Below are 12641 nucleotides of genomic sequence, written 5' to 3' on the forward strand. Positions count from 1 at the left end.
TCACGTGTCGCGGTCGACGCGGCCGCGACTCCCCCTCTCGGTGTTTCGTCGTCCGGGTCGCGCTGCGCGCGAGGTGCGGACGAACGATCTCAACGATACGGCCGCGCGCAGCCGATGCCAGAGCCCGCTCGACATGCCGCGGCGTTCGCGCTCGACGATGCGCCAGAACTCGTCGGCCTCGTCGGGCGTCATCGGGCGACCTGAGAACGTGGCGACATCCGCCGTCGCGGCCAAGCCCGCCGCGCCCGCAGAACCGTGGTCGGCTGCGAACTCGACACGCGTCCGCGCCCCCGGAGAGGCGCTGCCCGAATCGACGGCAGCGTCGACGAACTCGTCCCAGCCGCCGCTGATCCGCGCGGCTGCGGCGGCGGCCCGCCTGCGCCGTCGGCGGCGCAGCGCCTTGCCCACGAGGATCGCGAGGAACGGCGCGAGCACGAGGAAGATACCGCCGACACTCACACCGACGATGCGCAACGCCGCCCACAGCCAGCCCAGATCCGCCCCGACAGGGGTGTCGTCGTCGCGCACGGTGTCCTCCTGCGACGGCTTGGGCGGGGTGACCTCTTCGATCGTGTCGGGATCGACCTGCGTCGGCACTTCGGGGTCGCGCTGCTGGGCGACCTCGAGGCTCGGCACGACCTCGTGCTGCGGCGTGACGTCGACCGGCACCCAGTCGCCCATGGCGCCGCGCACCTCGACCCACGCGCTGATGTCGCCCGCCCGGCAGCCTCCCGCATCGCACGCCGACAGTCCGTCGGGGTGCTCCCCGACGCGTGCGCCGACGACGACCCGCGACGGAAACCCGAGCTGCTGCGCGATGAGGCTCACGGCGACCGCGAACTGCTCATCGTCGCCGACCGCCGCCACGAAGTTGCCCGCTTCGAGCGCCCGCGGGTCGGCTTCGCGTTCGAGCAGCGCCTGGAACATGGCGTCGATGCGGGCGAGCGAGTGGCCTGCAGCGCTCGCGGCGAAATCGTACCCGGGCAAGTCGGCGCGCCACCGCGTCTCGGTGTCTGCGAGCCCGTGGCTGAGGTAGCCGCGTTCGCGCAGCAGGTCGACGAGGGATGCCAGGGCCGCGCCGCCGTCGCCCTCCCGGTGCTCCTCGACCCAGCGGACCAGCGCCGGCGGCGGCTCGACGTCGCCGGTGGCGGATCCGGGCGCTTCGATGTCGGTGAGCGCCGGCACCTCTGCGGCCGTCGCGCGCAGACGGTAGCGGTCGCCCGGGTTCCACCGCTGCGTCTGGACGGCGGCATCCAGGTCGTCGCTGTAATAGAAGCCGTCCGCGAGCGTCGCGGCGCGGATGCCCTCGAAGTCCACCGCAGCGAGGTCGCCGGCCACCGGCATCCAGATGTCGGAGAACATCCCGATGCCCACGAATGCGTCGACGGAGACGCCCGGGTCGGCGGCCGTCTCAGCGGGAACGCGGACGAAGCGACTGGACGACCCGCTCACACCGGTGCGGTACTCGGCGCCGTCGTAGTCATCGAGCACGGCGAGCCGCACACGTTCCGGCACGGACGCCCCGGTCACGGTGAACAGCACCGTCGCGTAGACATCGTCGGCGAACAGCGTCCGATAGGAGGTCAAGGGGCTCACCGCTTCGGACAGCTGCACCTCGGGCCCGACCGAACCGCGCAGCACCGTGCGCTCGACCGGCTCGGCGGCGGCAGGCACGACGGCTGCGACGCCGACCGCGGCGACGGCGAGCATGCCGACGCCGAGGGCGACGCGACGGGTGTCGCCACGGCCGATGCGCCGACGCAGCCGGACGCCGCTCGACTCGGCGGCGCGTTCGAGGGCGCGGCGACGGCGATCGCGTGCGCGCCACGACAGCCACAGCACGCCCGCCAGGAGGGCGCCGATGCCGACCGCCGTCTCGACCGGCGCCGGTACGCGGATCGGCCCCCACACCCAGGGACTGCTCACCGACGCACGGCCGAACAGCAGCCCGAACCACACCATCGCGAGCGCCGGCGGCACGGCGCCGTATGCGAGCCGGTCGGCGCGCCAGGCGAGCAGCAGCACGACACAGGTGCCGACGAGGAAGACGGCGAGCGCCGGCACGAGGAGGTTTCGGTACGAGCCCACCGGCAGGTCGACCGTGAGCAGGTCCTTCCATCCGAGCACGAACCCGGCAGCCAGATCGCCGAGCCCGCGGAGCAGTTCGGCGGCCCCGCCGACGCGCCCAGGCACTGCGAGCGGCACGCCGAGGACGAACACCGCCGCCGCCAGCAGTCCCGCTGCCGCCCACCCGCTCCAGCGCCGCCAGGTCACGACCGCGGCGATGAGCGCGGCGACGGCGGACGCGACGGCCACGAGTGTGAGGAACGCCCCGGATCGGTAGATCGGCCATGCCGCGATCGCCGCCAACACCGCGGTCACGAACGCGAACAGTGCGCCCGAGACGATGCGTGCAGTCGTGGCCCTCACGAGGTCGCCCCCCGCAGCATGAGGCCCGCGAGATCGTCGAGGGTGCCGACGGTGAGCACCGTGAGCGTGCCGGCAGGCCCCGACCGCGGGTGCGCACGCTCATCGCACGTGACGGCGATGACCGCGGTGTCGGCCGGGAAGGCGAGGGCAGCTTGCCGCAGGGCATTGAGCCCGAGCGTCGATCCGGTCACGATGATCGCGATCGACAGGCGCTCGTTGGCCTCGGCGGCGAGCCGGCACACATCGCGCAGCGACATCGTGTCATGCAGCCGGTCCACCCCGCTGAACCCGTCGAGCAGGGGCCGCGGTCCCCCCGCGGGGATGTGCCGGATGGCTCGGAGCCGGCCGCGCACGACGCGGGGCACCTCGGCGCCCACCACGACGTCCAGGTCGCGCGCGTCGGTGACCGCCCGCACGGACAGCGAGGCCGCGCAGCTCACCGCCAGCTCGAACTCGTCGGCCGACGCGTACTCCCGTTCGGCGAGCCCCATCACGACGGCCATCCGGGAGCGGCGCGACTCTTCGTACTGCCGCACCATGAGCCGACCGGTCTTGGCGGTGGACTTCCAATGGATCTGGCGACGCGCATCGCCCGCGACGTACTCCCGGATGGCGTGGAACGACATGTCGGCGTCGACGAGGCGACGCGTCGGACTGCCGTCGAGGTCACGGATCAGTCCCGAACTCGTCGACGGCAGCGAGACCGTGCGCGGATGCACGTACAGGTCGTGGACGTCGTCGAACGCATGCTCCCGGTGCATGAGCCCCAGCGGGTCGCTTCGCACCGTCACGGCGGGACCGACGCGAAGGATGCCGCGCGGCTGGGGCGGGATGTCGAGGGCGCGCATCGTGTCGTGACCGGCGCGCAGCAGGGGCACACCGAACTCGACGAGCCCCTCGCCCACCGGCACGTCGATGCGGCCGGGAAGGGTCGCGCGGCGGCCCGTGTTGCGGACGATGATGCCGCCTTCGACCGAGGAGCCCGCCACGATCCGCTCGTGCGAGAGCGTGAGGTCGACGTCGTAGGACCGCGCACCGAACAGGAACGGCACGCTCATCAGCAGCAGCACGACGGCCACCGCTCCGGCCGCAATCCACTCCATCCACCCGAGGGCGAGACCCACGATCAGCCCGATCGATGCGGTCAGGAGCACGAGCAGCCCGGCGGGGCGGATCGTGCGGCCTCCGGCGCGGACGACCGCCCGCACACCCCTCCGCAGTGCGCGCCACGCCCGCGTGATCCACACGGCGGCACCGACGAGCGAGCGTCCGCGCGCGACCGTGACCTCCGTGCGATCGTTCGCCGTCGTCGCGGAGGTGCGGGTCACCCGGGTCTCGCCGAGCGTCACGCCGGATCGCGCCTCGTGGGCGGTGCGACATCGAGCAGCACCTGCCCGATCACGGCATCCGCGCTGACCCCGTCGAACTCCGCCTCGGGGTGCAGGATGAGACGGTGCGCCAGCACCGGGACGGCCAGGCGCTTCACGTCGTCGGGTGTGGCGTAGGTGCGTCCGGCCGCCGCAGCAGACGTGCGGGTTGCGCGTGTGAGCGCCAGTGCACCGCGGATGCTGACGCCGAGCCGCACTTCGTCGGCCGAACGGGTCGCGTCGACGATGCGCGCGATGTAGTCGAGCACGAGCGCGTCGACGTACACCTCGCCGGCGAGTTCTGCCATGCCCACGAGTGCGGACGTGGTTACGACAGGTGACAGTTCTTCGGTGGCGACGGCGGCGCCGTCGAGGATGCGGACGGTGGCGGCGTGATCGGGGTACCCGAGCGACGCCCGCATGAGGAAGCGGTCGAGCTGCGCTTCGGGCAGTCGGTAGGTGCCGGCCTGTTCGACCGGATTCTGGGTCGCCAGCACCAGGAACGGACGCCCGACGTCGTGGCTCACGCCGTCGATCGTGACCCGGTGCTCCTCCATCACCTCCAGCAGCGCCGACTGCGTCTTCGGTGAGGCGCGGTTGATCTCGTCGGCGAGGACGATGGTGGCGAAGACCGGCCCCTCGTGGAACTCGAACCGTCCGGTCTGCTGGTCGTAGACCGTGACGCCGGTGATGTCTCCCGGCAGCAGGTCGGGGGTGAACTGGATGCGACTGGTCGTTCCCTGCACCGACTGCGCGACGGCTCGCGCGAGTGAGGTCTTGCCGGTGCCAGGCACGTCTTCGAGCAGCACGTGGCCTTCGCTGAGCATCGCCGTGAGCACGAGTTCGACGACGTGCCGCTTGCCGAGCACGGCGCGCTCGATGTTGTCGGCGAGCTGGCCGAACGTCTGGGCGAACCAGGTCGCCTGCTCTTCGGTGATGGTCATGCTGTCATCCTCACAGGTTCACGGCTCAGGCTCGGGTTCGGGCTCCGGCTCGGGGAGCACGGGCGTACACGTCGTCGAGAAGGTCGAGGTCGCGGGTTGGAGCGACCAATCGCGTGCAGACCAGTCGGCCGTGACGCCGATGCCGCTGGCCCGCACCGCCAGCAGCGGAACGATCCAGGGGTCGGGCCCGGGGTCGAGCACGGCACCGTCGGCGTCGTAGTAGACGAGTTCGTCCGCGTTGAATGTCACGTTCGCGATGCCGCGGGTCGACGACCCTCGAGGAACGAGCCTCGTGCCGCCGGTGCAGGAATCGACCGACCACTGCGCCTGCACCTGGAACGGTGCGCTCCCCGCTGCGGGCGTGACGGCGCCCCACTCCGACACCCACCAGCCGGCGGTGTGCTCGTACCGCACCCGGATGCCGGGGTCCTCGTCGAAGGTTCCCGTGGGGTAGCCGCTGAAGACGGCGACGTTGTCGAACGGCGGATTCTCGGCGGAGGTGGGCGTCTGGTCGATGGTCCAGTTCGCCCGTTGCCCCTCGACATGCGCCGTCGGACCGACGACGAACCGGTAGCCCGTCGGCGCTTCGCTGCTCTGCACGGCGCGCACCTCAGCGCGCGCCGTCGAGCGCCCGTAGCCCGCACCGTCGAACCGCGACTCCACGCACACCACGAAGGCGTACTGGCGTCCGTCGGGGAGATCGCGGAACACGGCCGTGCGGTTCTCACTGTCGGCCGTGCACGTCTCACCATCGCGGACGATGCCGAAGCGCAGTTGCGATCCGTCGCCACCGGAACGGGCCGACGCGACCGCCGTCACGTCGCTTCGCCCGTTGCCCGCATACTCGGCGGTCAGCGTGAGCGTCACATCGAGCGGGCGCCCGATGCCGTTCGCGGGCGCCGTGATCGACTCGATCACCGGCGCGTCCGAACCGACGGGCGGGACGGCGAACCGCGACCGCGGCGTCACCGTCACGTCGGTCGCGGTATTGCTGCCCACCCGATACGACGGCACGGCGACCTGCGTCTGGTTCTCACCGACCGCGACGACGAGCGTCTCACCGGACGCACTCGCGATCTCGAGAGCACCGGTGGCCGCGGCATCCACCCCCGTGATGCTCAACGCCACGATGCCGCCGTCACCGGACGTGACGACGGGCCGCGACGAGATCGCCGACGGCGGCCTGGGCGGGTCGTACGCCCAGGCGGTGGTGCGGACAGCGCCGCGTGAAGCGCCGACCGGGTTGACGGCAACGGCCTCGTAGACCCGCTGTTCGCCGTTCGGCGCCGCGATCTCGGGGCACACCCCCTGCGCCGTGCACGATGCGACGCGGCGACCGTCGAGGCGCACTTCGTACCCCGTGACCGCCGGGTACGCCTGGCGGGCGGCGCCCGGATCGACGCGGAGCACGAGCGTGCCGTCGCCGTAGGCCGTCTGCGTCACGCTCGCGGGAGCCACCGGGAAGCCCTGCAGATCGAGGGTGACACTCGCGCCCCGATCGGCGGCGGTCTGACGTCCCTGCGCATCGCGCAGCGTGACGGTCGCGGTGCAGGTCGAGCCCGGCGCGTCCTCGGTCCACCTCGCCCGCACCTGCGTCGATGAGGCGAGCTCGAACGTCACGCCGGTGCACGACCCAGAGGCGCGCACGCCCACGGCTGTCAGCGGCGTGCCCGGCAGCGGATTGACTTCGCCGGCGATGCCGACGACGTCGATCGTGCAGGAGCCGCCGTCCGCCTGGCTGCACTGACGCGTGATCGACCCGCCGCGCGGCAGGGTCGACGGCGCGGCACCGACGCGCAGCGTGATGCGCGCGGGCGCGACGCCGTCGTGACTGGTGATCTCGACGACGACCGTCTCGACCGCGCCGGGCACGGCATCGTCGGCGACCGTGAGCGCGAGCGCCGCACCGTCGAGTTCGACGTCGAACGCAGACGTCTGGTCGTCGATGCGGTAGCGCAGCGCGTCCCAGTCCTCAGGCCCCTGCCAGCTCGTCATGTCGGCGAGGTCGTACGTACGCGACTGGCCCGGCGCGACCGTGAGCGCGGCGGGGGTGAGGACGGGTTGGGGCTCTTCGGCGTCGACGGTGATCGGGACCGACAGGACCGTCCACGCGCGCTGCCCGGCGAGCCGCACCGGCACCAGGCAGGCATCGGTCCACGGCGCGCCCGATCCTGCCGTGTAGCGCACCTTGGTGCCGCTGGTCGCCTCGCAGGCGCCCGCAGCGCGCGCACCGGAGGCCTCGACGGCGCCGCCGACTTCGAGCACCTCGTCGTCGGGCACGGCGACGAGGTCGGCCATGTCGAACGTGACCACGTCGCCCTCGTCGACCGCGATCGGCGCCAGCCCCCGACGTAGCGCGAGCGAGAGCTCTGCGGCGGCAGGCACGCGCAGGAACGCGTAGGTGGTCAGTTCGTCGTCGCCCACGACGCCGGTGACCGAGAAGGGGATGATGCGGGTGCTGTCGGTCAGTTCGCCGCTGAGGCGCCGACCGCTCGCCGCGACGCCATCGGGGTCGCCCCAGACGCCGAGTTCGAGATCGGGCAGCTCGCCGCCCGCCCAGGTCACCTTGCCGGTGAGCACGTCGACTCCGGTCGCGAAATCGTCACGATCCTCCACCGTCAGCACGGTGTCTGTCACGACCGGGTACTCGGGCACCCGCTCGCGGACCACCTTGACGACGATGAGTCCGCGCGCCGTGTTCTGCGACGACGATGTGACGTCGTAGAGGAACGACATCGTGCCGGGCTCGGTTCCGGCGGCGATCGTGACCGTGCCGTCCTCGATCACCGAGATGCGGTCGCTGAGCCGTTCGAACTCGTCGCTGGGCGAGCCGTCGAGATCCGTCGCGGGCACATCAGGGATGACACCGTTAAGCGTCAGCGCACCCTGCATGGGGTCGAGGTCGTTGGCCAGCGGACTGACTCTGATCACGTTGTCGACACCGGCCTGCACGTGGACGTAGTCGGTGTAGGTGACCGGGCTCGGGTTGGCGTCGCCGCTGAGGACCCCCACCCGTGCGACGCCCTCGCCCTCAGCGCCGTGGGCGTCGACGACACGGAAACGGAACTCGTGCTGGCCCCGGTCGCCCGGCACACTCGCGTAGACGATCGACGTGCCGTCGGCCGAGATGGATGCCGAGCCGACATCGGGCTGGGTGACGATCGCGTCGAGGCGTACCGCGTCGCCGTCGGGGTCGACACCGAAGCCGTCGAACGGGATCGTGGTCGTCAGACCGCTCAGCACCCGGCCCGACACCGCGGCCGGCACCGGTGCCCGGTTGGCGTCGTCGGACTGCACCCGGATCCGCACGGTTGCGGTGTCGATGAGCGACGGCGAACCGGGGGTGAAGACGGCGTACTCGACGGTGTACTGTCCCGCCGTCTGCGGGGCAAGGTACCGCAGCACGTCACCGGACGCGAACGCGAGTGCCGAAGCGGCCGACGAGACGATGCTCTCGGGCGCGATCCGCGGCAGCGCGCCCGCCGGCGAGATGTCGTTGCGGAGGATGGGGATGTCGACCTGGCTGCCGGCACGCACCACGACGGTGTCGTCGACGGCGATGGGCGCGACTTCTGGCGCGGGCGGCAGCAGGTAGACGGCCGCCTGACCCTCGACCGACGATCCGTCATCGTTCGTGCCGTCGCTGACGCGGTAGCTGACGGTGCCGAGCAGTCCCGTCTCACCGTCGGCCGTGGTGCCCGAGACCCGCAGCTGCGTCTGCGCGACGGCATCCACCGACAGTGACGCGCCCGGCGCCGGGGTCGCGGTCACATCGCTCAACAGCAGCACGCGGCGCGTCGGATTGGAGACGGCGGCGAACACGTCGACGGTCGCGTCTGCCTGCGGGCGCACGAATGCGACGACCGGCGCAGTCGCCAACTGTGCGGGTGCGTCTTCGGGCAGCAGGGTGATGCGTGCTGTTCCGGTGGCCTCGCGCCCGGCGACCGACACGGTCACGGCCACGCGATACACGCCCGGCTCGGTCGCGGAGAAGTCGAACTGGGTCGTGCCGCCGACCACGGTCGCGGTCGCGGTCGCGTCGTCGAGCACACGCGCGTCGGTCACGGTCGTGTCGCCCGCGGTGCCGGTCACGTGCGGGGCGACGTCGACGGTGACCCGAGAGCCGACGGTGTCGACGATGGCGAAGGACCGGATCCGCGGTTCGGGGTCTGCGACGACGCGGATCTCAAGCGGGCGGGTGGCGGTCGCGCCGCGCGCATCCGACACCGTGACGCGGATGCGGACCGTCTCTTCGCCGCCCGAGCCGTCGTCGGTGTGCTGATACACGACGCTCCCCGACGGCGTCGCGGCGACACTGCCGGAGCCCGCCCCGTCAGCCGACAGCAGGAACAACGGGTCACCCTCGGGGTCGACCCAGTCCGAGAGCACCGGCACAGTGACCGTCCCGCCGCGCGCGACGGTCGGCACCGGCCACTCCTGGCGGCAGTCATCGACGCACCACACCGGTGCGGAGTTGTCGGAGTCGGCGGCGACGGTGAGCGTGACGGTCGCCTCCTCGGACAGCAACCCGTCGTGGGAGGTGCCGTCGGTCACCCGGTAGCTGAACGAGGCGGCGCCCGATGCGTCGGGCGAGACGCGTACGGCGAGACGCTGCTGGTCGTCGGTCGTGGTGAGCGTGCCGAAGGCCGGGTCGAGGCCGGTGACAGACGCCGCGTCGATGCTCAGCACGTCTTCGTTGGGGTCGTGGTCGTTCAGCAGCAGCGGCAGCGCGACGAGCGCCCCGGGACGGACCCCGAACGCATCGTCGACGGCGACGGGCGGTTTGGGCTCGATGACGACCGACTGCTCCTGGTCGCTCGGCGTGGACTCGCTCTCGATGCGTTCGTCGAGCGTCCAGTCCTGGGTCGACGGCAGCAGGCGCGCGCCCTCCACCAGCCACACCCATCCCGAGCGGGAGTCGTTGACCACGAGCGCGTCGCCCGAGGACGCGAACACGGGACGCCGTTGCGAGGGCAGCCCCAATCCCCCGTACGACAGTTCTGCCGGTCCGGCGTCGGAACGCCACAGGGTGCCACCGCCGGTCCCCTCGGCGAGCCAGGCACCGTACACGACGCCGTCGCGCGTCACCGGCCGCGCCGGCGTGCCCTGCACCGTCGAACCGTCACCGAACAGCGAACGTGCGGGCGAACCGTCGACGGGAAGCTCCACCAGCCCCGATTCGTCGGCTGCGTACACCGCATCCGCATACGCGTCAGGTCGCGCCAGCGTGAGTGTCGACCCGGCGCCGACGGGGGCTGCGCTGCCACCCGCCGTCCAGAACGTGCCCGCCGCGGCGTCGACGATGACCCAGTCATCACCCGCCGCCGACAGCTGGGGATCGTCGATGTCGGCGGCGAACTCGTCTTCGTCGCGCAGCGAGGACGACGCGATGTCGTAGGTCAGCACGACGTCGTCGGCGCTCGAATAGCTGAACAGGACGCCACGCTCGTCCACTGCGATCGCGGCCGAGCTGTACTGCACGGCATCCTCGTCGTCGCGGGTGTCGTACGGGTCGAGCTGCGAGGTCGACCCCGTCGACAGCCGCCCGACATACACGGCACCGGCATCGGTGCGGTACGCCACGAAATCGCCCGCCGTCACCGTTTCACGCACGCCGCTCGGCGCCGCCGTCGCATCTTCGAGTCCCTGCACATCGAGGTCGGCCGGCAGCGACTCGTCGATGCGGATCATCTTGCTGTCGCTGTCGGTGAACATGTACGCGCCCTCAGCCGACTCGGCGATGCGCGACGGGTTGGCGACCGTGCGCACCGTGTCGAGCTCACCGACGGCGGTGTTCACCCGGCCGTAGCGCAGCCCGTCGGCCTGCAGCACCCACACCGACGCATCCGTCGGCGGTGTGTCCTGCGCGTCGAGGCCCGGCCACACGACGCTCACGCCCACGATCGTCAGGATCACCGCCGCGACGGCGCCGAACCCGATGAGCGTGCCGCGTCGCATCAGCCGGCCCCGACGACGACGACGATCGCGATCGTCGATGCGACGACGACCAGCGCCGCCACCGCCGCGAGCACCCACGGCCACACCGGGGCTCGCGATTCGTCTGCCCCCGAGATGTCGGTGTCCTCATCGCGGCGGCGATGCGTGATCTCGTCGATGCCGGAGGCCGCGCGACGACGCCCCTCCTGCGGCAGGCGACTGCGCACCGGACCTCGCGCGCTCGCGTCGTCGAGATCGATCCGCTCCGGCATCCACTCCGCGGCCGGCACCTCCAGCGCCGTCGGGGCGAGCCCCAACCCGCGCTGCACCTCGCGCACGGCCTCACCGAATTCACGCGTCGACGCGTAGCGGGCCTCGGGCTCGCGCGCCATGGCGGTGGCCAGCACCTGTTGCAGCCCGTCGGGCACATCGGCGCGGGGCACCGGCACGAAGGTTGCTCGCGAGATGCGGCGACGCAGCTGGTCCCGGCTGTTCTGCCCCTTCTCACGCCGCTCGAAGGGGCTATGACCGGCCAACAGCGAGTACACCGTCGCGCCGAGACTCCACACCTCGCTGGCCACCGTGCCGCTCGTGTGCTCACCGACGACCTCGGGCGCACTCCACGGCACCGACATCGCCAGCAGCTCGTCAGCGGGCTGGCGCAACAGGGATGCCGAGATGCCGAAGTCGGCGAGCACCGACGAACCGAACGTGGTCACCAGGATGTTGCTGGGCTTGATGTCGCGATGGATGAGACCGGCACGGTGGGCGGACTCGAGCGCACCGGCCAACTGCACCGCCGTCGCCATCACCTCTTCGACCGGCAGCCGCTCGATGCGATACCGCTGCGCCAGCGAACCCGGGCAGTACTCCATGACGATGTACGGCCGCCCGTCGGCGGAGATGCCGGCCTGATAGACGGTGACGATCGACGGGTGGGCCGACAGGTGGGCCAGCACATCGGCCTCGGCGTTGAACATGCGCAGCAGCTCGGGGTCGCGCTCATCTGCGGGCAGCACCTTGACCGCGACCTGACGCCTGGGCATGTCCTGCTGGTAGAGGAAGACGTCGGCGAAGCCGCCGGAACCGAGCGGACGGACGTAGGCGAGGCCGGGCAGCACGGGCGCCGACGACGGAAGTCTCCGAGTCATCGCACCCCCAACCGAAAGTCGTCACCGCGGGCATCGTGACGACAGATCCGACACCGGGTCGCCCGATCGGCATCCGGTGCATAACCCGGCAATGCTAACAAGCGCGACGCCGTCAGAGCTCTGGAAGGCCCGGGTCTGCGTTCGGGTCGAACGGCGCATCCAGCGAGCGCGTCAGCTCGTCGAGCAGTGCGCTGATCTGGGGTTCGACGTACTGCGAGATCGCCGCCTGGATACGCAGCCGATGATGCAGCAAGATGGCGCAGACCTCGCGCCCCACCATGTTCGCGTAGTCGTCGGCCAGCGCGACTTCCTGTCGCAGTGCCGCCTTGGCCTCGTCGCTGAGCGGCGGGAGCGCGGGCACATCGGCGTCGGCGGCGTCGGCCATGCCCGAGATCGTGAACAGGAAGGGTGCCCCCGGCACCGGATCCGGGTCCATCGGCAGGCCCTCGAACTCGGGCTCGAGCCCTTCGGTCGGGCGATAGCTGCGGGCGTGGTTGCGTGCGGACTGCTGGTCCAGCTCGGCTTGCAGCATCGGCAGATTGCGGGCCGTGTAGTCGGCGACAGCATGATCGACGATCGTCTTGATGCGGGTGGACAATCCGTGCTGCACACCATGGGGCACGTCGGCGCCGAGCCCCGCCGCCGACAGCACCGGCGACCCGAAACAGCGACGACACGGAGCGACCCGGCCCTTGTGGGTCGCCGGCTGCCAGCGCGGAAGCCAGCGGAGCCAGGCGTCAACAGCCTGGCTCACCTGGGTCTCGACCGAGCGCTCCACGGCATCCATTGTCCCCTGTCGCACCCGGATGCGC

Annotated in this window: 6 protein-coding genes; all 6 read right to left on the reverse strand. The window is 71.5% G+C overall.

Features of this window, described 5'->3' with window-relative positions; translation table 11 throughout:
• Positions 1-2430: a transglutaminase domain-containing protein gene (locus ACSF8R_RS04460; protein WP_434810654.1), complete on the reverse strand. Its 2430-nt coding sequence runs from the start codon at positions 2428-2430 to the stop codon at positions 1-3.
• Positions 2427-3758: a DUF58 domain-containing protein gene (locus ACSF8R_RS04465; RefSeq protein ID WP_434810655.1), complete on the reverse strand. Its 1332-nt coding sequence runs from the start codon at positions 3756-3758 to the stop codon at positions 2427-2429. The genes ACSF8R_RS04460 and ACSF8R_RS04465 overlap by 4 nt, the downstream gene beginning before the upstream one ends.
• A 17-nt stretch (positions 3759-3775) precedes the next feature.
• Entirely contained in the window at positions 3776-4741 is a 966-nt protein-coding gene (locus tag ACSF8R_RS04470) for an AAA family ATPase (protein WP_434810656.1), read from the reverse strand.
• 18 nt (positions 4742-4759) lie between these two features.
• A complete protein-coding gene (locus ACSF8R_RS04475) occupies positions 4760-10699 on the reverse strand; it encodes an Ig-like domain-containing protein (RefSeq protein ID WP_434810657.1) in 5940 nt (1979 codons plus the stop codon).
• Positions 10699-11829 (reverse strand): serine/threonine-protein kinase, encoded by a 1131-nt coding sequence (locus ACSF8R_RS04480; RefSeq protein ID WP_434810658.1) that lies wholly within the window; start codon positions 11827-11829, stop codon positions 10699-10701. Before ACSF8R_RS04480 ends, ACSF8R_RS04475 begins: the two co-directional genes overlap by 1 nt.
• A 112-nt stretch (positions 11830-11941) precedes the next feature.
• Positions 11942-12607, reverse strand: a complete 666-nt coding sequence (locus ACSF8R_RS04485; RefSeq protein ID WP_434810659.1) for a spermidine/putrescine ABC transporter substrate-binding protein — start codon at positions 12605-12607, stop codon at positions 11942-11944.
• Positions 12608-12641 lie beyond the last annotated feature (34 nt).

Origin of the sequence: Microbacterium sp. bgisy189 (assembly GCF_965345345.1) — a bacterium.
Lineage (GTDB): Bacteria > Actinomycetota > Actinomycetes > Actinomycetales > Microbacteriaceae > Microbacterium.

Coding starts and splice junctions, on each gene's coding strand:
- ACSF8R_RS04470 (WP_434810656.1), bottom strand. CDS start 4,741: ATGACCATCACCGAAGAGCAGGCGACCTGGTTCGCCCAGACGTTCGGC.
- ACSF8R_RS04475 (WP_434810657.1), bottom strand. CDS start 10,699: ATGCGACGCGGCACGCTCATCGGGTTCGGCGCCGTCGCGGCGGTGATC.
- ACSF8R_RS04480 (WP_434810658.1), bottom strand. CDS start 11,829: ATGACTCGGAGACTTCCGTCGTCGGCGCCCGTGCTGCCCGGCCTCGCC.